The organism is Paracoccus cavernae, assembly GCF_042430175.1.
Taxonomy (GTDB): domain Bacteria; phylum Pseudomonadota; class Alphaproteobacteria; order Rhodobacterales; family Rhodobacteraceae; genus Paracoccus; species Paracoccus cavernae.
In genome coordinates, this window is the sequence record NZ_JBHMDZ010000001.1 from 628,035 (window position 1) to 647,047 (window position 19,013).

Genomic DNA, 19,013 nt, shown 5'->3' on the forward strand with positions numbered 1-19,013 from the left:
CTGCCGCCCCTTCATGACACGCATCCTTACGGGACGGAACGGCCCCAAGCCGGAGGCGACGGCAGTTCGGCCAAATCGGGCACCGGCCCGTCGCCGGCATGAGCGCGCCACAGGTCGATCAGCACCCGCAGCCTTTCGGCTTTTGCATGATCCTGCCACGGCTTTTCATATTGGAAATGCAGCACGCGGATATTCTGCCAGCGCCAGAGCTCGGGCAGGTTCAGCCAGACATATTGCAGCATGTTGTCGAAAACCGGCAGCCCGTGCCAATCGGGAAAATAGCTTTCGAGAAAGCTCTGGTCCGTGCGCCGCCAGAAGACGCCGGGCTGGTCGAGACGGGCGAGCATATCGGCGAAGGTGTCCCGTGAAGGCCGCGCGGTGAAGACGCCGGAGTTCAGGCGGTGGAAGTCGGCAAGGCTCTCGTATACATTCGGTGCGGCCGAGAACTCGGGGTATTCGAAAAGCCGATCGATGTTTTGCAGGACGATCGCATCGGCATCGATGAAGACCACCCGCGCATAATCGAGCTGCCACAGCCGCAGCTTGGCGAAATTGTCCAAAGGTGTGTGGAAGGGCGGCTTGTCGCCCTTGGTAAAGGCCGCGCGGGCATGGAGCGCGTCGCGGGCATGGGTCGCGTTGAACGCGGCGCTTGTGGGCAGCAGATCGACCCTGACCAGCCGCGCACCCAGATCGCGCAGGCTTTGGAGCGATTCCGCAGGCAGCTCGGTATACATCACCACCAGATCGGCGGTTGTCCCCGTTCGCCGGATCGAGCGCAGCAGCGCCGCGGCGCCGGTGACGTAATCGGGATTGGTCGCAAGCGTGACAAAGGCGCGGTCGGACCGCGCCTTGCCCTCTGCCGCTATGCCTTCGCGGACCGGATCGCTCATGAGACCGAGCGCAGCCTTTTGCCCTCGGGGTCGTGGTCGACCCGTGCCGCGAGATCCTTGGTCCATGCGCTGACGGCCGGCACGCGCGAGCGGTCGATGCGATGGGCATATTTGCGGGCAACCTCGACCACTTCGCTCAAAAGCCCCTCGGCCAAGGTGATCGGCTTGAGCCCCAGCGCGAGGAACTGGTCGTTCTTCACCAGAAGGTCGTTTTCCTCGGCCTCTTTGCGCGGGTTGGGCAGATAGGCCACCGTCGCGCCGGTCTGTTTCGCCACCAGCTCGGCCAGATCGCGGACGCGGTGGGTTTCGGTCATCTGGTTGAAGATCTTGACGCGATCTCCGGCCTGCGGCGCATCCTTGAGCGCCAGCTCGATACAGCGCACGGAATCCTGAATATGGATGAAGGCGCGGGTCTGCCCGCCCGTGCCGTGGACCGTCAACGGATAGCCGATCGCCGCCTGAATGAGGAAGCGGTTCAGCACCGTGCCGTAATCGCCGTCATAGTCGAAACGGTTGACCAGCTGTTCGTGCCGGCGGGTCTGGTCGGTATGCGTGCCCCAGACGATGCCCTGATGCAGGTCGGTAATGCGCAACCCGTCGTTTTGCGCATAGAACTGGAACAGGATCTGATCGAGCGATTTGGTCATGTGATAGATCGAGCCGGGCCGCGTCGGATAAAGGATCTGCTGCCCGCGCTTGCCGGTGGGCGTGTCGATCTCGACATCGAGATAGCCTTCGGGGATGGGCGCGCCGACCGAGGAATAGCCGTAGACCCCCATCGTGCCCAAATGCACCAGATGCGCGTCGATGCCGGTTTCCACCAAAGCCGCCAACAGGTTATGCGTCGCATTGGTGTTGTTGTTGACCGTATAGACCTTGTGGCGATCGGTCTTCATCGAATAGGGCGCGGCGCGCTGTTCGGCGAAATGGATCACCGCATCAGGCTTGGTCTCGGCCAGCCACCCCTTGAGCCGCTCGTATTCGGTCGCAAGGTTCAGGAGGTGGAAATGGATGCGTTTCCCCGTTTCCTGATGCCAGATCCGGCAGCGCTCCTGAATGGAATCCATCGGCGTCAGCGATTGCACGCCCAGTTCCGTGTCGATCCAACGGCGCGAGAGGTTGTCGACGATATGAACCTCGTGCCCCTGATCCGATAAATGCAGGGCCGTTGGCCAACCGACAAATCCATCTCCGCCCAATACCGCTACACGCATTGCCATCTCCCGACTGTCGCGATGCAAGATTTGCCCCGTTACTGTGTCAAACGCATGTCGCGGATGCGAGAGTTCCCGAATTTCATAGGCAATTTTTCTCTGACGGGGTGTCGGTTCGACAAAAGCACCACTATCTCGGGCAAATCGGGCGGGTTTGGCTCGAATTCATTGCAACCTTATCGGGGGCTGTCTAAGCATTCGGATATGATCTCTCAGAAAACGAAATATGCCATCAAAGCCCTGATCGAACTGGCGGATGAAACTGCTGCCGGCGGGCATGCCCTGACGATTGAAGAAATCGCTCAGCGCTCGGGTGCGCCCAAGCGTTTTCTGGAGCATATCATGCTCGAACTGCGCAACGCGGGCTATGTCGGCTCCAAGCGGGGCCGTGCGGGCGGATATGTGCTGATCAAAAAGCCCGACGATATCTCGATTGGCGAGCTGCTCCGCCAGGTCGACGGGCCGATCGCGCCGCTTCCCTGCCTCTCGCGCCGCTCCTACCAGCGCTGCGAGGATTGCCCCGACGAGGCGGCATGCCGGTTGCGCAAGATGTTCGGGCAGGTTTTCTGGTCCTATCTGTTGCTGATCGAGTCCCTGACCCTCACCGATCTTGTCGCCGAAGGCGGCCTGCCGGAGGTCATGAACGGCTGATCCGTCGCCCTTTGGGGCGGCGCCCCCTGTCGCAACCCAAGAGTTTGAAGCTGCCCGGCTGCCATGTCTGACACCCTGACCCCCGAAATCCCGCAAATCCCGCTGGCCGGCGTTATCGGCTGGCCCGTCGCCCATTCGCGTTCGCCGCTGCTGCACGGCCATTGGCTGAAGCGCTACGGGATCAAGGGCCATTATGTGCCGCTGGCCATCCGCCCCGAACATCTGGCCGAGGCCCTGCGCGTCCTGCCAAAAGCGGGCTTTGTCGGCGTCAATGTCACCATCCCGCACAAAGAGGCCGTGCTGGCCCTCGCCGATGTCGTCACCGACCGCGCAGCGCTGATCGGCGCGGCGAATACGCTGATCTTCCGGCCCGACGGCAAAATCCATGCCGATAATACCGACGGCTACGGCTTCATTGCGAACCTGCGCCAGAATGCCCCCGACTGGCACCCCGAACGCGCCACCGCCGCGGTCATCGGCGCGGGCGGGGCGGCACGGGCCGTGGTTGCCTCGCTTCTCGATGCGGGCGTGCCGGAGTTGCGCATCGCCAACCGCACCCGCCTGCGCGCCGAACAGATCCGCAACGAATTTGGCGCCCGCGTCGTGGTTTACGACTGGGGTCAGGTCGGGAACATGCTCGAAGGCGTGGGAACGGCGGTCAATGCGACCTCGCTGGGGATGGACGGCAAGGCGGCTTTGCGTGTACCGCTGGATGCTTTGCCCGCAACGGCGCTGGCGACAGATCTGGTCTATACGCCGCTCGACACCCCCTTCCTGATCGAGGCGCGCGAGCGTGGCTGCCGCACGGTCGACGGCCTTGGCATGCTGCTCCATCAGGCCGCGCCCGGTTTCGAGCGCTGGTTCGGCCACAAGCCTGAAGTCGACGAGGAGCTGCGGGCGGCGGTTCTCGCATGAGCTTCCGTCTCGGCCTGACCGGCAGCATCGGCATGGGGAAATCCACCGCCTCGGGGATCTTCCGCAAGCTTGGCCATCCCGTTTGGGACGCTGATGCCGCAGTTCACCAGATTTACGCGCCAAACGGGGCCGCGGTCGGTCCCGTCACCGCCGAATTCCCTGCTGCGCGCGGGACGGATGGCGGGATCGACCGTCAGGCGCTCAAGGGACTTCTGGCGCAGAATCCCGCCGCACTGCAACGGCTCGAGGCAATCGTTCACCCGTTGGTCGCGGCAGACCGCAACGCCTTCGTCGCGGCCAATCGCGATGCGCCTGTAGTCGTCCTCGACATTCCGCTGCTTTTCGAGAACGGGCTGGAGCAGGAGATGGACGGGGTCGCGGTCGTCTCGGCCCCCGAAGAGGTCCAGCGAGCCCGCGTCCTCGCACGGCCGGGCATGACAGCCGACACGCTGGAATTCATTCTTTCGCGGCAGATGCCCGATGCGGAAAAGCGGCGCCGTGCAAGCTGGATCATCCCCGCGCTGACCCTCGAGGGGGCAGAGGCGACCATCATGGACATTCTCGCGGAAATCATGGCAGAAAAGCCCCATGCGTGAGATCGTCCTCGATACCGAAACCACGGGCTTCGACCCCGAAACCGGCGACCGGATCGTCGAGATCGGCGCGATCGAGCTGCATAACCACCTTCCGACGGGGCGGACGTTCCACGTCTACATCAACCCCGAACGCTCGATGCCCCAAGAGGCCTTCGACGTTCACGGGCTGGGCGACGACTTCCTGAAGGACAAGCCGAAATTCGCGGAAATCGCGCAGGATTTCGAGGAATTCATCGGCGACGACGGCCAATTGGTCATCCATAACGCGCCCTTCGACATGAAATTCCTCAATGCCGAGTTGCGAAAGCTCGGCCGCAGCACCCTGCCGATGGCGCGTGCCACCGATACGCTGGAAATGGCGCGGCGCAAATTTCCGGGGGCGCAGAACACGCTGGACGCCTTGTGCCGGCGCTACCGCATCGACAACTCGAACCGCACGCTGCACGGCGCACTTCTCGACAGCGAATTGCTGGCCGAGGTCTATCTGTCGCTGCTGGGCGGCCGCCAGCCGGGTCTGGTGCTGGAAACCGTCCGGACCGGCGACAGCAACGCGGGCGGGCAGGGCAACAGCGGGCCGCGCGCCGCGCGCCCCAAGCCCTTGCCCCCGCGCCTGACCGAGGCCGAGGCCGAAGCCCATGCCGCATTCGTCGCCAAACTGGGCGACAAGGCGGTCTGGCTGCGCTATGGCGGCACGGGCTCCGGCTCGTGACGCTGCGCCGCTGCCGCGGCAGGCAGGCTTGCCAAGACCGGAATTCGCACGGATTCTGATCCGGAACAGCACGAGAAACGCCCGCGTCCGGTACCGATTGAAGGAATGTTGATGCGCAATCTTTGGTCCTTCATCCTTGGTATCTTCGAGCGGATGGACAAGATACACATGGGCCTGATCGCGGCAGGCGTGGCCTTTTACGCCATGTTCGCGGTCTTTCCGGGCCTGACGGCGATCTTTTCGCTCTGGGGGCTGTGGTACGACCCAGAGGTGATCGAGCAATATACCCATCTCGGCGACGAATTCATTCCGGCGGGCGCGGCAGAAATCCTGCACAAACAGGTCGAAGAACTGATCGCCGGCGGACGCACACAGCTGGGCTGGACGACGGCGATCTCCTTCATGATCGCGACGATCTCGGCTCGGGCGGGGGTGGATGCCTTGGTACGCGGGCTGAACGCCGCCTATGGCGTGCGCTCGCATTCGACCATTTTCGGCTTCATTCTGGCCTATGTGCTGACTTTGGCATTGGTCGGCGTGGTGCTTTTGGGGCTGGCGACCATCGTGATCGGGCCGCTGGCAATCAGCTTTCTGACGGTCGGACCACTGCAAAGCTGGCTCAATTCGACGGTACCTTTTGCTGCAATGTTCCTGATCGTGCTGACGGCAATCGGCATTCTTTACCGTTACGGCCCCAACGTCTCGCGGCCTAGAACGCCGATCTACACCTGGGGGGCGCTGATCGCCGCTTTGCTTTGGGCGGCGGCATCCTACGGCTTCTCGGCCTATCTGAGCAGCTTCAACAGCTACAACCGCATCTACGGCTCTATCGGGGCGGTGGTGGCGCTGCTGATGTGGTTCTATCTGGGCGGGTTCTCGGTCATGCTCGGCGCGCTGATCAATGTCGAAATGTCGCGCCGCCGTCGGGTCGCCAAGATCCGCCGCGCCCGCGAAAACCGCGATCCGGTCGGGCAGCAGAACGAGGGCCCAGCCGCCTGACGCCCTAGTGGCGCGAGCCCGGACGTGCCGCCGAGGTCAGCACCACGCTTTTCATATCGCCCTCGGCGCTGCGGGTCGGGACCTGATCGACGCGGAACTGGAGCCGCAGGCAATAGCTGCAATCATCCTTTTCCACCGCCGCTTCGCCGTTGAGCTGCATGGCAAAAGCCTCGATCAGCTGGCTGCCGAGGCCGGTGCTGCCGGGACGGGCGTGATAGCCGGGCGCGGTGGAGTTCGCGACCTCGATCGTGGCCCAACCGGGTTTCTCGTCGGCGATCAGCTTGACCCGCACCCAAGGCGCATTCTCGCCCTGACACTGGCCGGCGTATTTGATCGCATTGGTGAAGGCTTCGGTCGTCAGCAGCGACAGAGGAACCGCCTGATCGGGAAGGAGCGTCAGGGGATCGAGCCGCGTTTCCACCCGCAGCCCCTGACCCGGTTCGACCGATGCATTCACCATCTGGTTGATGATGTCGGAAATCAGCCGGTCGGCCTCGACCGCATCGAGATGCTCGGCCTGATAGAGATTGCGGTAGATCGTGGCGAGCGAGGCGACACGGTCCTGAACCGAGCGCAACACGCGGCGCGCCTGATCATGATCGATCAACCGGCTCTGCATGTTGATGATCGAGGCAATGAGCTGGAGGTTGTTCTTCACGCGGTGATGAACTTCCTTCAAAAGCACGGTTTTTTCCTGAACCGCATCGGCCAAAGCCACCTCGTCGCGAATGAGGATCCGCGCCATGTTGTGGAAGGTCTGGCTCACATCCGCGATTTCGGCAGGCGCGCTACGCAAGACCAGCGGCGGGGTCGAGCGGTCACCGATCGCAAAGCGCCGCATCTGCCCGCGCAGCTCGCGGATATGGCGCAGGACAAGCCGGTAGACCGCGAAATAGGCCACCGCCAGAGAGACCAGCCACAAGACAATCGGCAGGACCATCGCGGCAAGCCGCGTCAGATCGATCCCCGCGATCCCCGACTGCACACGGTTCCAGCTGCCGAGCGCATAGACCAGCCCCGGCACCACCGGCACCACGCTGAAGACGCGGTTCTCGCCGCTGTTGGCGGTCGCGCGGAAGGTGGTTTCACTGCGCGACAGAAGCGATGGCAGGGATTTTCCCTCGGGCAGAATCTGGAGATAGTCGTCTTCGGAATCGCTGTCGATCGACAGGATCTGGCCGAGATTGTTGAAGGTCAGGATGCGCGCACCGTCGGTGCCGTAGCTCGCGACATGGCTGGAGCGGAGCAGGTCGCGCGACATGGCGACCGCGATATAGCCGAGCAGCTCGTTGCCGCGAAACAGGGGCTGCGCCACGGTGACAACCAGCCCGCCGGTGATGGGATCATGCTCGCTCGAGGTGATCATCGTGCCGGGATTGCTGACGAATTCCTGAAATTCCTGCGTCGCCGACATGTCGTAGGAGCCGCCGATCGACGAGCAATCCGATCTGCCGTCGAGATTGGTGAAACCGGCATAGGCAAAGATCGCGGTGCTGTCGATGAACCGCGCCATGATCTCGGAGCAGGCGGCGGGATTGTCCATCGTTTCGAGAACCGCCGGCCCGAGCGCATCGGCACTGCCGAGCGCCCCTTGAAGCAGCGCCCGCTCGCCCGCGGCGGCGGCCGAGGTCCGGCCCAAAAGCGCGATTTCGGCCGAGCGTTCGTATTCGCGGGACAGATGGAGGGTCTGGATGACCGAAATCAGGCCAATCGGCAGGATGGCCACAGTCAACAGGCTGCCCAACCGGAAGCCCAGACCTTTGGTAAAGTTCAGTCGGTCAAGAATCCGCTGCAGCACGCGCTGACCTTAGCGCAACACTGGGCCGTTTTGTGCCATTACAGCAAGAGTCGCGCGATCCGTCATATCCAGCTCTTCACCCTCTTCCATATGCAGCAATTCCGCGAGACGGCGGCGGCCACGATTCGCGCGTGACTTGACCGTTCCGACGGCAACTCCCGTCATGCTTGCAGCCTCCTCATACGAGAATCCGGAGGCTCCGACAAGGATGAGTGCCTCCCTTTGCTCGTCGGGAAGTCGTTCAAATGCTTTCCTAAAATCGCCAAGTGCCAGTCGGCCGTCGTGGTCGGGGCGGGTCGAAAGCTGCGCAGCATAGATCCCGTCGGTATCACTGACCTCGCGCCGGACTTTCCGGCGGGCGGAATAAAACGTGTTCCGCAAAATGGTGAACAGCCAGGCGCGCAGATTGGTCCCCGCCTGAAACTTGTCGATATGGGTCCAAGCTTTGACGATCGTGTCCTGAACCAGATCGTCGGCGGAGGAACCGTCCCGCGTCAAGGAAAGTGCGAATGCGCGCAATGCGGGCAGGTGATCGACCAATTCGTCGCGCGGGTCGCCGTGAACTTCCGTCATCTGCCGTTCCTCAACAGTGGCCCGATTGAACATCGATCATTCCTGAGCACGCAATTGCTCGAGAAGATTGAGAAATCTGTCGGGGATCTGCTGGACCGTGGCCTCGTCGTAGACGCGCTTGAGATTCTCGTCGATCTGCTTTTCCAATTCTACCCGTTTGCGTTCTTCACGCTTGATGTTCATATTGTTGGTCCCAGGAATCTTGTGCGCAGAAGCTGTAACGGCTAACTATACATAACGGTTCCGGTGTGGGGCCAAAAAAAATGAGGACGACATGCCTGCTGCTGACCTTGCACAAGCTATCGGACGCGAACTGCCTTACTTGCGTCGTTATGCCCGGGCCCTGACCGGCAACCAGACCGCCGGCGACAATTACGCGGCCGCCACGCTTGAGGCGATCCTTGCCGACCGCGAGCTGATGCGCGGAGACGATGCCCGCGTCGGCCTGTTCCGCGCCTTTCACGCCATCTGGCAAAGCTCGGGCCAGCCGGTCGATAGCGCCGATACAGCATCGCGCGAGTCCAAGACACAGGACCGGCTTAGCGGCCTGACCCCGAATTCGCGCGAAGCCCTGCTTTTGCGCACGATCGAAAGCATGCGCTACGACCAGATCGCGCATATCATGAACACCTCCCAGGCCGAAGCCGAAGAGCTGGTCCAGATCGCGCTGACCGAAATGGGCCGCGCCATTGCCGGCAAGGTCATGGTGATCGAGGACGAGACCATCATCGCGATGGATCTCAAGGGCATCGCCCAGACCATGGGTCACGAGGTCACCGGCATCGCCCGCACCCATAGCGCGGCGATCGAGCTGGCCGCGCAGAAGCGTCCCGACCTGATCCTTGCCGATATCCAGCTGGCCGACGGCTCCTCGGGGATCGAGGCCGTCAACGAGCTGATGGCGAGCCTCGGCAATATTCCGGTGATCTTCATCACCGCCTTCCCCGAGCGCCTTCTGACCGGCGACCGCCCCGAACCGGCTTTCTTGATCTCGAAACCCTATTCCGAGGAACAGGTGCGTTCGGCCGTGAGCCAGGCGATGTTCTTCGCCTCGACCGAAGGGCTCGAGGTTCTCTGACCGCAGGCTCCGGGCCCGCGCGGTCCGGCGGCATCGACCTAAAGGCATGACCTCAGGGCGGTCGGGTTTGTTCCCGCACCGTCCCTTTTCTTGCGCTTTCAGCATTTGGATCGAGGCAGGGCGAATTGCGTTGTCGCCACGCCGTGCCGGTCATAATCTGCGCCGAAAAGGACCTCAGGGGGCAGGAATGGACGCGAAAACCGCCGAATTGGCCAAGGAAATCAGTGCAATCGTCGGGGCAGGCAATCTGCGTCAGGGCGACGAGGTGCGGCTGACCGATCCGGGTGAATATGCCGCCAATACCGGTGCCGACCTCATGGTGTCGCCTGCCGATACCGCCGAGGTTGCGGCCGTGGTCAGGGCCTGCGCGGCAGCCGGCGTGTCGATCGTGGCCCATGGCGGTCGCACGGGACTGGTCGGCGGCGGGGCCACGACCGCAGCGCAGGTGATCGTGTCGACCCAGCGCCTGAACCGGATCGAGGCGCTTGATCCCGTCGCGGGAACTGCCATCGTCGGTGCGGGCGTGACTATCGGCACGGTGCAGGACGCCGCGCGCGAACACGGGCTCGGGCCGGGGATCGACCTGCCTTCACGTGGAACAGCGACCGTCGGCGGCATGATCGCCACCAATGCCGGCGGGCTCGAGGCCCATCGTCACGGCGTCATGCGCCACCGCATTCTCGGCCTCGAGGCGGTTCTGCCTGACGGCCGCATCATGTCCGACCTGTCGCAGGTGCTGAAGGTTTCGGCGGGCTACGACCTCAAGCACCTGTTCATCGGGGCCGAGGGCACGCTCGGCATCGTAACCCGCGCCGTCCTGCGCCTTGCGCCTTTGCAGCCGCAGGGGCCGGTGATGATGCTGTCGCTACCCTCGGGCGAGGCGATGCTCGAAACCATGCGCATTGCGCGCCAGACCGGCCGTCTGCGGGCCTCCGAGGCGATGTGGAAGAACTTCTTCGACTTCGGCACCAAGGACAAAAACTGGTCCGCGCCCGATTACGACATGGATGCGCCTTTGCATTTCATCCTCGAATTCGAGGGCGGCGAGGGGGCCGAGGATGCGGCAGGCGCGGTTTTTGAAGCGGTGATCGAGCAATTCCCCGATGCGACCGGCGTTCTGGCGCAAAGCCTGTCGCAGGCCGAGGCGATCTGGACCCTGCGCGAGGATACCCGCATCGTCGACCGCCAGAACCCCGGCGCGCCGAGCTTTGACGTCTCCATGCCGATTTCCGAGCTTCCGGCCTATGCCGAACGCATCCGCCTCGCGCTGGAGGCGCTCGATCTGGTGCCGCTGATTTTCGGCCATGTCGGCGACGGCAATCTCCATGTCATGATCCCGCGCGCCGCGGCCGATATCCCGCCCGAGCTGATGGCGCAGATCGAGCAGATCCTCATGGCGGGGCTGGTCGCGCGCGGCGGCTCTTTCTCTGCCGAGCACGGCGTCGGCACCAAACGGCGACATTTGCTGGACGCCGAGGCCGATCCGGTCAAACTGGCGCTGATGCGTCAGATCAAAGCGGCTCTCGATCCGCACAATCTGATGAACCCTGGAAAGGTTGTAGACCCCGCCTGACCCCGAGCCTTCGGGACAGGTGGGCCGAACAAGGTCACATAGATGCTGATTTCCGCCGAACTCACCTATCTCGAAGGCGCGCTGCTGCCGAATTTCGCGATCGAAACCGACGGCAGGACAGTCACCGCTTTGCGCCCGCTGAAAGCCGGCGAAAAGGCGGAGCGTCACCTCAAGGTGCTGGCGCCGGGCCTGACCGACCTGCAGGTCAACGGCGGCGGGGGCGTGCTGCTGAACACCTCTCCGACGCCCGAAGGGCTGCGCGCGATCCGTGCCGCGCATCTGTCGGTCGGGACGGCGGCGATCCTGCCGACGCTGATCACCGATGCCGCCGAGGTCATGGAACAGGCAGCCGATGCCGTCATCTCGACCAAGGGCGAGGCCGGACTTCTGGGCATCCATATCGAGGGGCCCCATATCGCGCCCGCGCGCAAAGGCACCCATGATCCCGCGCATATCCGGCCCCTCGACGCGCGCACCTTGGCCGTGCTGCGGCGGCTGCGCGACGCGGATATTCCCGTCCTGCTGACCCTCGCCCCCGAGGTCAACGACCCCGCCCCGATGCGCGAAGCGGCTGCGATGGGGGTCGTGCTGTCCGCCGGTCACAGCATGGCCACCGCCGCCGAGGCGCGCGAGGGGATCAAGAACGGCGTCAGCATGTTCACCCATCTTTACAATGCCATGCCGCAAATGGAATCGCGTGCCCCCGGCATTATCGCGGCGGCGATCCTGTCGGATTGCTTTGTCGGCATGATCGCCGACGGCATCCATGTCGAATGGGACGCCCTGCGCGTGGCCCTTGCCGCGCGGCCGCGTGCCGACCGCAGCTTCCTCGTCTCGGACGCCATGCCGACGGTGGGCGGGCCGGACCATTTCACGCTTTACGGCAAAGAGATCCATGTCGAGGGCGGCCGTCTGGTAAATGCCAACGGCAATCTCGCCGGTGCGCATGTCAGCCTGCTCGATTGCGTCTTGCGGCTGCACCAGAACACCGGCCTGCCGCTCGGCTATGCTTTGGCGATGGCGACCGACATTCCGCGCCGCGCCATGCGCCTTGCGCCCCAGCGGATCGCCCCCGGCGTGGCGCTTGGCGATCTTCTGGCCCTCTCGGAGGATTACGCGTTGGAGGCGCTCTGATGCCGCGCGCAAAGCCTCTGCCGCGCAACGCCTTCGCGGCCTTCAACAGCCACCAGACGCGCTGGAACGACAACGACCAGTTCGGGCATTTGTATAACGTCGCCTATTTCGAGCTGTTCGACAATGCGATGAACAACTGGTTGATGGCGCGCGGGATGCTGGCCCAAAACGGCCCCGAGCCTATCCCCGTGGTGGCCGAGGCCTCGTGTTCTTATCTGCGCGAGGTCAGCTATCCCGATATCGTCGAGATCGGGATGCGCGTCACCCATATGGGCAACAGCTCGTTCAAGCTGACCTTGGGGATGTTTCGCGCGGGCGAGGATCTCGCCGCCGCGCAGGCCGATTTCACCATGGTTTTCGTGGCGCCGGACACGCATAAACCGCGCCCCGCGCCACCACATTACCGTGCCGAGCTGGCCAAGCTGGTGATACCCGAAGACAGCACCGCCGCGCCTTAAAGCGCGGCGACAGCGGCCTTGGCGGCAGCATATTCGCTTGCCAGCCGGTCGACGATCGCGCCCGCAGGCTCGACCGCATGGACCGCGCCGATCCCTTGGCCGCAGCCCCAGATCTGGCTCCACGCCTTGGCCTTTTTCGGCTCGCCGCTGGTCTCGGTGCCGAAATCCATCTTCGACGGATCCGCAGGCGGCAACGCCGCGGGATCCAGCCCCGCATTGCGGATCGAGGGTGCGAGATAGTTCCCCGAAATGCCGGTGAAGGTCGAGGAGGTCACGATATCCTCGGCCCCGCAATCGACGACCATCTGCTTGTACTCGGGCTGTGCGCGCGATTCCGTTGCCGCGATAAAGGGGCTGCCGATATAGGCTAGATCCGCGCCCATCGCCTGCGCCGCCAGCACAGCGCGGCCTGTCGCGATCGAGCCCGACAGCAGCAGCGGCCCGTCGAACCATGCGCGGATTTCCTGCACCAGCGCGAAGGGCGATTGCGGCCCCGCATGGCCGCCCGCACCGGCGGCAACCGCGATCAGACCGTCGGCACCCTTCTCGATCGCCTTTTTCGCGAAGGTATTGTTGATGATGTCGTGGAGCACGATCCCGCCGCAATCATGGGCAACCTCGTTGACCTCGGGGCGCGCGCCAAGGCTGGTGATCCAGATCGGAACCTTGTGGCGATGGCAGATCTCGAGATCCCGCTCCAGCCGCGCATTCGAGCGGTGGACGATCTGGTTGACCGCAAAAGGCGCGGCGGGGTGGTCGGGATTGGCCTGGTTGTGGCGGTCGAGCTCTTCGCTGATCCGGGTCAGCCAGAGGTCGAGAAGCACCGGCTCGCCGTCCTTCTCGCGGGCGTTCAGGGCGGGAAAACTGCCGACGATTCCCGCTTTGCACTGGGCGATGACCAGCTCTGGTCCAGACAGGATGAACATCGGGGAACCGATGACCGGAATGCGCAGGTTCTTCAGGATCGGGGGCAGCATCGACGTCTCCTCGTTTCGTCATGTCGCGGGCAGCTTGCAAAGGCCGCCCGCCTGCGCCAAGCCCGACGTGGCGTCGGGCCGGCAGCCGGTTTCAATAGGTCATCGGATGCGCACGGTGGAGCGCCTCGATCCGCGCAAGCTGATCATCACTCAGCACGAGGTTCAACCCGGCCAGAAGGTGGTCAAGCTGGCCGACATTGGTCGCGCCGATGATCGGAATGCAGCGGAAGGGCCGCTGACGGGTGAAGGCAATCGCCATCTGCACCAAATCAAGACCCAGCTCGGCCGCAAGCGCCTGATATGCCGCAACCGCCGCCAGCGAATGCGCGGTGATACGTCCGCTCAGATCGCCCGCGCCGCCGAATTCGACATCGACCGCCGCGCGGCTGCCTGCGGGGCGCTCGCCGTTCTGGTATTTGCCCGACAACAGCCCTGCCGCCAGCGGTGAATAAGCCAAAAGCGTCACGCCTTCGTTGACCGCGGCCTCGGCCAGATCGGTGTCGAATTTGCGGTCGAGCAGCGAATATTCGTTCTGGATCGCAACCATGCGCGGCGCACCCATGCGGTCCGCGACATCGACCCAGCGCGTCGTGCCCCATGCGCTTTCGTTGGACAGCCCGATCGCGCGGATCTTGCCCGCCTCGACCGCCGCCATCAGCGCGCCCAGAACGTCTTCCATATGGGCGATGGTCGCGGCTTTGTCCTGACCCGAGGCGTCATAGCCCCAGTTCTGGCGGAAGGCATAGCTGCCGCGCTGCGGCCAGTGCAGCTGGTACAGATCGATCACGTCGGTCTTCATGCGACGCAGCGAATCCTCGATCGCGGGGCCGATATTGGCACCGTTGAAGCCGTCGTCGCGCAGGCGCGGACCGGGCCCCGAGATCTTGCTCGCAAGCTGCACCTGATTGCGTTTGCCGCTCTTGGCCACCCATTCGCCGATGAATTCCTCGCTGCGGCCCGCGGTTTCGCGGCGCACGGGATTGACCGGATACATCTCGGCGCAATCGAAAAACGTGATCCCCGCGTCCAAGGCGCGGTCCATCTGGATCAAGGCATCGGCAAGACCGGTCTGGTTGCCATAGGTCATCGTCCCCAAGCTGACGTCACTGACCATGACTTCGCTGTTTCCAAGCGCCACCGTCTTCATCGTAGTCCTTTCAAGAATATTGGCGGAAGAGAATGGGAGTCGAACCCACCCGGGACAGGCTCGCTGCCCCAACCGGATTTGAAGTCCGGCCGCCCCACCGGGGACGATTCTCTTCCACTATGGCACCGGCTCCTCCGCCGAAAACAGGTCGATCCGGTGCGGATTGACACGGCGCAGATCGCCGCGGCGCAAAGTTAGTCCGTGGCGATCGAAAAAGTCCAGAATCTCGATGGCGACCTTGCGACCATTGTTGACCTCGTCGCGGAAGGCGGGAGCGGTGAACCAGCCGGTTTCAGACGCCGCACCCAGCCTGCGGATGATCGCGGCCATCTCGATCGTGGTCGCACGCAGGAAGAAATGGTCGCGCGCGACCAGATCGACCCGCCCCTGACGCGCGGCCATGCGCAGGATGCGGCGGACTTCGGCCTCGTCGTTCCCGCTCGTGGTGGCGAAATCGCGCACGCGGGGTGGACGAAAGCGGGTCTCGCCGCCCAGCTCTTGGGCAATGCGGGTATAGAGCGCCTCGTCATCGGTGCTCAGGCGCGGCTTGTGGTCGGGCAAACGCAGAAAGGAGCCGTCGAGCACGATCCGCCCCGATGCGGCCTCGGCCCGCATCAGCGCCATGAAGGCGGGCTGGGGCAGGCGCGGCACCAGACGCAGGCGCAGTGCCTCGCGCGCCATGCCCTGAAGATCGGGGTTCTCGCCATGATGGGCGGCCAGAAGGGCGGCGCTTTCGGCCTGCAAGGCATCGCGCCTGTGGCGGGTCACCGCGATCTGGTCCAGCAGGATCAGGCCGGTTTGTTCCAGCAATGCCGCACCCTGAGCGGCAGTCAGCGCGCGGTCGCGCAGAAAGACCGGCAGATCGACCAGCGCCGCAGGACTTTGTGCAAGTGCCGCAAGCGCCTCCGCCGGATCGGCATGCTCGGCGGCAACAAGCTGGGCCAGACGCTCGGGACGGGCGCGTTTGCGCGGGGGGCCATGCGGATCGATCACGCGCCCTCCGCCCATCGTGCGCCGCGCCGAGACGTCGCGCAGGATCAGGTGATCGCCCGCCGTCGCCGCAACCGGCTGGTCGAGAACAAGCTGCACCAGCCTCGCCTCGCCGGGATGCAGAGGACCGCCAAGCGGCACGATCCTCGCCCCGACTTCTGCCGCACCGATATGGAGCCGCGCCGGAGTCCATGTGATCACAGGCTTCGGCTCGCTCGCCAAAAGCCGCAAGCGGATATCGAGACGCTGGCTCGGCGCGTGCAGCGCGGGATCCATTGCGACATCGCCCCTTGTGATCACATCGCGCGAGATTTCCTCTCCGGCGAGGTTGAGGGCGCAGCGCTGTCCGGCGAAACCGGTATCGGATTTGCGGTTCTGCATATGGATGCCGCGCACGCGCGCGGGCAGTTGGGAAGGGCTTATCAGAATGTGATCACCAACCGCGACCTCTCCCGAGAGCACGGTCCCCGTCACGACAACCCCCGCGCCGCCAAGAACGAAAGAGCGGTCCACCGCCATACGGAAGCGGCCGGCGCGGGCCCTTGCGGCGACCCGAGCCTCGGCGGCGGCTAGGGCGTCGCGCAGCTCTGCGATCCCTGCGCCGCTGAGCGACGAGACCGCGATGACCGGCGCGCCCGCAAAATGCGTCGGGGCCAGCAGCGCGGCAATTTCCTGCTCGCGGGCCGCGATCCTTTCCGGCCCGACCAGATCGGACTTCGTCAGCGCCACGATGGCGCCCGAGACATCGAGCAGGTCGAGAATGGCGAGATGTTCCAGTGTTTGCGGCATGATCCCGTCATCGGCGGCGATCACCAGCAGCGCGAGATCGATGCCGCCGACGCCCGCCAGCATGGTATGGACGAAACGCTCGTGCCCCGGCACATCGACGAAACCCGTGACTTTGCCCCCGCCGAGATCGGCATAGGCAAAACCCAGTTCGATGGTGATGCCGCGCGCTTTCTCTTCGGCCAGACGATCGGCATCGGTGCCGGTCAGCGCCTTGACCAGCGCGGTTTTGCCGTGATCGATATGGCCGGCAGTTCCGACAATCATCCCGCAAGCGCCGTCAAAAGCGCCGCATCGTCTTCGAGACAGCGCAGATCCAGCACAAGGGCGCCGTCATGGATCCGCCCGATTACCGGCACCGGCAACGCGCGAAGGCGGGCAGCCAAAGCCTCCGCGTCGGGGGACAAGGCCAAAGCCGCGCTCGGCAGACCTTCGGTCGGAAAGGACCCCGATCCGGTTTGGCTGAAAGTTGTGATCACGCGCACGGAGCAGCCCAGAATAGCGGCCACTTGTGATGCCAAACGCTCGGCCTGTTCCGTGATCACAGTTTGTGATCGCGCCAAAAGCCGGAGTGTCGGAAGCTGTTCGACCAGACGGTCGGGGTCGCGATAAAGCCGAAGAACGGCCTCGGCGGCAGCGAGGCGGATCTTGTCGAGACGCAGAACCCGTTTGAGGGGGTTCTTGTTGATCGCGGCGATCAGATCCTTGCGGCCGACGATAAACCCCGCCTGCGGCCCGCCCAGAAGCTTGTCGCCCGAAAAGGTCACGAGATCGGCGCCATCGGCAATCGCCTCGGCCACGGTCGGCTCGCGCCGCAATCCGTAGCGCGTCAGATCGACCAGCGAGCCCGAGCCGAGATCGTTGAGCAGCGCAAGCCCCGCCGCATGGGCAATCGCGGCCAGATCGCGGGCCGCAACCTCGGTGGTAAAGCCTTCGATGCGGTAATTCGACGGGTGGACCTTCATCAGAAGGGCGGTTTCCGGCCCGATCGCATCGGCATAATCGCGGGGATGGGTGCGGTTGGTCGTACCGACCTCGCGCAAGCGCACTCCGGCTTGCGTCATGATGTCGGGCATGCGGAAAGCGCCGCCGATCTCGATCAGCTCGCCGCGAGACACCACTGCCTCGCGGCCCGCGCCAAGCGTATTCAGCGCGATCAGCACGGCGGCAGCGTTGTTGTTGACCGCCGTGGCATCCTCGGCCCCCGTCAGCTCGCAAAGCAGACCGCGCAAATGGTCGTCGCGCTGGCCGCGCCCGCCGGTTTCAAGGTCGAATTCGAGTGCCGCCGGAGCGCGCATCGCCTCGGTCGCGGCATGGATCGCCGCCTCGGGGAGCAAAGCGCGGCCGAGATTGGTATGCAGCACGATTCCCGTGAGATTGAGGATCGGACGCAGCCCCGACCGGCTGCCTTGTGCCAAGGCGTCGGCCGCCAGTCCCAAAAGCCCCGCCGCATCGGGCAGGGGATCGGCGCGGAGGCTGCGGGTATCGGCCAGCGCGGCGCGCAGGGCTGCGGTCACGGATTGCCTGCCGTAGCGCTCGACCAGATCGCCGGCCTGCGCCAGAAGCCGGTCGACCGAAGGCAGATTGCGCAGCCCCTCCATCAGGCGCCGATCAGGAAGGGGTTGAAGCCGCCGCGCTTCCATTCGGTGTCGCGCATCTTGAGATCCAGACCGAGGCTGGCGACGTCGTCGGCAAGCTGCTCGAGAGAGGCGTTCTTGTTCTGGTAGAGGATCTTGGTCCAGCTGTCGCAATCACCGCAAAGCTCCGCCTTGATCACCGCATCGCCGTTCTCGACCGAGCGGTAGCTGATCTTTCCGGTCTCGCCGCAGCACAGGCACTTGATGCGGACCTCGTTCCAGAGCGTCTGGCAGCACGAACAAGAGGCATAGCGCGTGCCCTCGGCCCCTTTGTCCTCGACCACGATGGAGGCCGAGGGCAGGCCGCCACAGGCGGGGCAGATGCCGGTCCGGATCGGGACAGGCGCCTCGGGGTTCAGGGCCGCGGCCGCAATCGCGGCATGAACCTGCACGGCGGCCGCAACAAAGAGATGCGGCGCGACGCTGTCCTGGGGGATCTTGTCGGAGAGAACATTGGTAAAGAGCCAGTCACGCTCGTCATCCGAAGCGGCCAGAACCGCATCCAGCGCGAAGCGGGCAGCCTCCGGCATGTCGATCCTGGCGGCTTTGGCCAAAAACAGCGCCAGAACCTCGGGCATACGCGCCTTGAGGTGATGGCGGTCGATCTGGGGCATCCGGCTGGAGCGTGCCAGCGCCTCCCAATCGGCGGCGGGCTTGGGGGCCTCGGGCAGCTCGGCTGCCAGTTCGGCCTGAGCCCGCGTCAAAGCCGCCAGAAAGCGCAGATAGGGGGCCAGATTGGCACTGCTTGCGGCGAGATAGTCGAGACGCGCCGCACGGGCCGAAAACAGCGCCTCCGGATCGGGAAGGCGGACCAGCGGCGCCTTGTCGTAGCCGCCGATCATCGAGGGGTCGGGAGTCAGTGCTTGGGTCATGCTTCCTCTCGGGCCG

General features: G+C 64.3%; 19 protein-coding genes and 1 tRNA gene. 9 read left to right on the top strand and 11 right to left on the bottom strand.

Annotated elements, in window-relative coordinates; genetic code table 11:
• Nucleotides 1-26: 26 nt before the first annotated feature.
• Complete coding sequence (locus tag ACFFUC_RS03070) at nucleotides 27-890, bottom strand: glycosyltransferase (RefSeq protein ID WP_377683399.1); 864 nt, start codon at nucleotides 888-890, stop codon at nucleotides 27-29.
• A complete protein-coding gene (locus ACFFUC_RS03075) occupies nucleotides 887-2,104 on the bottom strand; it encodes an NAD-dependent epimerase/dehydratase family protein (RefSeq protein WP_377683400.1) in 1,218 nt (405 codons plus the stop codon). Before ACFFUC_RS03075 ends, ACFFUC_RS03070 begins: the two co-directional genes overlap by 4 nt.
• Nucleotides 2,105-2,308: 204 nt before the next feature.
• Here ACFFUC_RS03075 and ACFFUC_RS03080 point away from each other — a divergent pair, with 204 nt between their 5' ends.
• From ACFFUC_RS03080 to ACFFUC_RS03100, 5 genes are all read left to right on the top strand, one after another.
• Nucleotides 2,309-2,755 carry an RrF2 family transcriptional regulator gene (locus ACFFUC_RS03080; protein WP_377683402.1) on the top strand — a complete coding sequence of 149 codons (447 nt, stop codon included), beginning with the start codon at nucleotides 2,309-2,311 and terminating at the stop codon, nucleotides 2,753-2,755.
• 63 nt (nucleotides 2,756-2,818) lie between these two features.
• Complete coding sequence (locus ACFFUC_RS03085) at nucleotides 2,819-3,670, top strand: shikimate dehydrogenase (RefSeq protein WP_377683404.1); 852 nt, start codon at nucleotides 2,819-2,821, stop codon at nucleotides 3,668-3,670.
• Nucleotides 3,667-4,266 (top strand): dephospho-CoA kinase, encoded by a 600-nt coding sequence (gene coaE / locus ACFFUC_RS03090; RefSeq protein WP_377683405.1) that lies wholly within the window; start codon nucleotides 3,667-3,669, stop codon nucleotides 4,264-4,266. The genes ACFFUC_RS03085 and coaE overlap by 4 nt, the downstream gene beginning before the upstream one ends.
• The gene (dnaQ, locus tag ACFFUC_RS03095) at nucleotides 4,259-4,975 is read left to right on the top strand and encodes a DNA polymerase III subunit epsilon (RefSeq protein WP_377683407.1); all 717 of its coding nucleotides are present in this window, start codon (nucleotides 4,259-4,261) and stop codon (nucleotides 4,973-4,975) included. The genes coaE and dnaQ overlap by 8 nt, the downstream gene beginning before the upstream one ends.
• Nucleotides 4,976-5,086: 111 nt before the next feature.
• Nucleotides 5,087-5,974, top strand: coding sequence for a YihY/virulence factor BrkB family protein (locus ACFFUC_RS03100; protein WP_377683409.1), 888 nt, complete (start codon nucleotides 5,087-5,089; stop codon nucleotides 5,972-5,974).
• 4 nt (nucleotides 5,975-5,978) lie between these two features.
• Here the strand turns inward: ACFFUC_RS03100 and ACFFUC_RS03105 are convergent, their stop codons facing one another.
• Genes ACFFUC_RS03105 through ACFFUC_RS03115 form a run of 3 tightly spaced genes read right to left on the bottom strand, consistent with a single transcriptional unit; the run spans nucleotide 5,979 to nucleotide 8,528 of the window.
• Nucleotides 5,979-7,772, bottom strand: coding sequence for a sensor histidine kinase (locus tag ACFFUC_RS03105; protein ID WP_377683411.1), 1,794 nt, complete (start codon nucleotides 7,770-7,772; stop codon nucleotides 5,979-5,981).
• Nucleotides 7,773-7,781: 9 nt separating this feature from the next.
• Nucleotides 7,782-8,378 (bottom strand): RNA polymerase sigma factor, encoded by a 597-nt coding sequence (locus ACFFUC_RS03110; protein ID WP_377683413.1) that lies wholly within the window; start codon nucleotides 8,376-8,378, stop codon nucleotides 7,782-7,784.
• A gap of 3 nt (nucleotides 8,379-8,381) precedes the next feature.
• A complete protein-coding gene (locus ACFFUC_RS03115; protein ID WP_377683415.1) occupies nucleotides 8,382-8,528 on the bottom strand; it encodes a NepR family anti-sigma factor in 147 nt (48 codons plus the stop codon).
• A 91-nt stretch (nucleotides 8,529-8,619) separates the two neighbouring features.
• On the opposite strand from ACFFUC_RS03115, the gene ACFFUC_RS03120 reads away from it, so the two are divergent.
• The 4 genes from ACFFUC_RS03120 to ACFFUC_RS03135 all read left to right on the top strand — a co-directional run bounded on the left by ACFFUC_RS03120 (nucleotide 8,620) and on the right by ACFFUC_RS03135 (nucleotide 12,588).
• Entirely contained in the window at nucleotides 8,620-9,423 is an 804-nt protein-coding gene (locus ACFFUC_RS03120) for a response regulator (RefSeq protein WP_377683417.1), read from the top strand.
• Nucleotides 9,424-9,610: 187 nt separating this feature from the next.
• A complete protein-coding gene (locus ACFFUC_RS03125) occupies nucleotides 9,611-10,996 on the top strand; it encodes an FAD-binding oxidoreductase (RefSeq protein WP_377683418.1) in 1,386 nt (461 codons plus the stop codon).
• A gap of 42 nt (nucleotides 10,997-11,038) precedes the next feature.
• A complete protein-coding gene (locus ACFFUC_RS03130; RefSeq protein ID WP_377683420.1) occupies nucleotides 11,039-12,130 on the top strand; it encodes an N-acetylglucosamine-6-phosphate deacetylase in 1,092 nt (363 codons plus the stop codon).
• The gene (locus tag ACFFUC_RS03135) at nucleotides 12,130-12,588 is read left to right on the top strand and encodes an acyl-CoA thioesterase (protein ID WP_377683421.1); all 459 of its coding nucleotides are present in this window, start codon (nucleotides 12,130-12,132) and stop codon (nucleotides 12,586-12,588) included. Before ACFFUC_RS03130 ends, ACFFUC_RS03135 begins: the two co-directional genes overlap by 1 nt.
• Here the strand turns inward: ACFFUC_RS03135 and ACFFUC_RS03140 are convergent.
• From ACFFUC_RS03140 to fdhE, 6 genes are all read right to left on the bottom strand, one after another.
• A complete protein-coding gene (locus tag ACFFUC_RS03140) occupies nucleotides 12,585-13,565 on the bottom strand; it encodes an NAD(P)H-dependent flavin oxidoreductase (protein ID WP_377683423.1) in 981 nt (326 codons plus the stop codon). The genes ACFFUC_RS03135 and ACFFUC_RS03140 overlap by 4 nt on opposite strands.
• Before the next feature lie 91 nt (nucleotides 13,566-13,656).
• Entirely contained in the window at nucleotides 13,657-14,712 is a 1,056-nt protein-coding gene (locus tag ACFFUC_RS03145) for an aldo/keto reductase (RefSeq protein WP_377683425.1), read from the bottom strand.
• 20 nt (nucleotides 14,713-14,732) lie between these two features.
• A tRNA-Sec gene (locus ACFFUC_RS03150) sits at nucleotides 14,733-14,828 on the bottom strand.
• Nucleotide 14,829: 1 nt separating this feature from the next.
• Nucleotides 14,830-16,755, bottom strand: coding sequence for a selenocysteine-specific translation elongation factor (gene selB / locus ACFFUC_RS03155; RefSeq protein ID WP_377683427.1), 1,926 nt, complete (start codon nucleotides 16,753-16,755; stop codon nucleotides 14,830-14,832).
• Nucleotides 16,752-18,089: an L-seryl-tRNA(Sec) selenium transferase gene (gene selA / locus ACFFUC_RS03160; protein ID WP_377683429.1), complete on the bottom strand. Its 1,338-nt coding sequence runs from the start codon at nucleotides 18,087-18,089 to the stop codon at nucleotides 16,752-16,754. Before selA ends, selB begins: the two co-directional genes overlap by 4 nt.
• Nucleotides 18,089-18,997 carry a formate dehydrogenase accessory protein FdhE gene (gene fdhE / locus ACFFUC_RS03165; RefSeq protein WP_377683430.1) on the bottom strand — a complete coding sequence of 303 codons (909 nt, stop codon included), beginning with the start codon at nucleotides 18,995-18,997 and terminating at the stop codon, nucleotides 18,089-18,091. The genes selA and fdhE overlap by 1 nt, the downstream gene beginning before the upstream one ends.
• Nucleotides 18,998-19,013: the final 16 nt, after the last annotated feature.

Excerpts from the sequence above, each read along its gene's own strand:
- ACFFUC_RS03125 (WP_377683418.1), top strand. The coding sequence starts at position 9,611 with ATGGACGCGAAAACCGCCGAATTGGCCAAGGAAATCAGTGCAATCGTC.
- selA (WP_377683429.1), bottom strand. The coding sequence starts at position 18,089 with ATGGAGGGGCTGCGCAATCTGCCTTCGGTCGACCGGCTTCTGGCGCAG.
- ACFFUC_RS03135 (WP_377683421.1), top strand. The coding sequence starts at position 12,130 with ATGCCGCGCGCAAAGCCTCTGCCGCGCAACGCCTTCGCGGCCTTCAAC.
- ACFFUC_RS03130 (WP_377683420.1), top strand. The coding sequence starts at position 11,039 with ATGCTGATTTCCGCCGAACTCACCTATCTCGAAGGCGCGCTGCTGCCG.
- ACFFUC_RS03110 (WP_377683413.1), bottom strand. The coding sequence starts at position 8,378 with ATGTTCAATCGGGCCACTGTTGAGGAACGGCAGATGACGGAAGTTCAC.
- ACFFUC_RS03070 (WP_377683399.1), bottom strand. The coding sequence starts at position 890 with ATGAGCGATCCGGTCCGCGAAGGCATAGCGGCAGAGGGCAAGGCGCGG.
- dnaQ (WP_377683407.1), top strand. The coding sequence starts at position 4,259 with ATGCGTGAGATCGTCCTCGATACCGAAACCACGGGCTTCGACCCCGAA.
- ACFFUC_RS03120 (WP_377683417.1), top strand. The coding sequence starts at position 8,620 with ATGCCTGCTGCTGACCTTGCACAAGCTATCGGACGCGAACTGCCTTAC.
- ACFFUC_RS03140 (WP_377683423.1), bottom strand. The coding sequence starts at position 13,565 with ATGCTGCCCCCGATCCTGAAGAACCTGCGCATTCCGGTCATCGGTTCC.
- ACFFUC_RS03075 (WP_377683400.1), bottom strand. The coding sequence starts at position 2,104 with ATGCGTGTAGCGGTATTGGGCGGAGATGGATTTGTCGGTTGGCCAACG.
- ACFFUC_RS03145 (WP_377683425.1), bottom strand. The coding sequence starts at position 14,712 with ATGAAGACGGTGGCGCTTGGAAACAGCGAAGTCATGGTCAGTGACGTC.
- ACFFUC_RS03080 (WP_377683402.1), top strand. The coding sequence starts at position 2,309 with ATGATCTCTCAGAAAACGAAATATGCCATCAAAGCCCTGATCGAACTG.
- ACFFUC_RS03085 (WP_377683404.1), top strand. The coding sequence starts at position 2,819 with ATGTCTGACACCCTGACCCCCGAAATCCCGCAAATCCCGCTGGCCGGC.
- selB (WP_377683427.1), bottom strand. The coding sequence starts at position 16,755 with ATGATTGTCGGAACTGCCGGCCATATCGATCACGGCAAAACCGCGCTG.
- ACFFUC_RS03100 (WP_377683409.1), top strand. The coding sequence starts at position 5,087 with ATGCGCAATCTTTGGTCCTTCATCCTTGGTATCTTCGAGCGGATGGAC.
- coaE (WP_377683405.1), top strand. The coding sequence starts at position 3,667 with ATGAGCTTCCGTCTCGGCCTGACCGGCAGCATCGGCATGGGGAAATCC.
- ACFFUC_RS03115 (WP_377683415.1), bottom strand. The coding sequence starts at position 8,528 with ATGAACATCAAGCGTGAAGAACGCAAACGGGTAGAATTGGAAAAGCAG.
- fdhE (WP_377683430.1), bottom strand. The coding sequence starts at position 18,997 with ATGACCCAAGCACTGACTCCCGACCCCTCGATGATCGGCGGCTACGAC.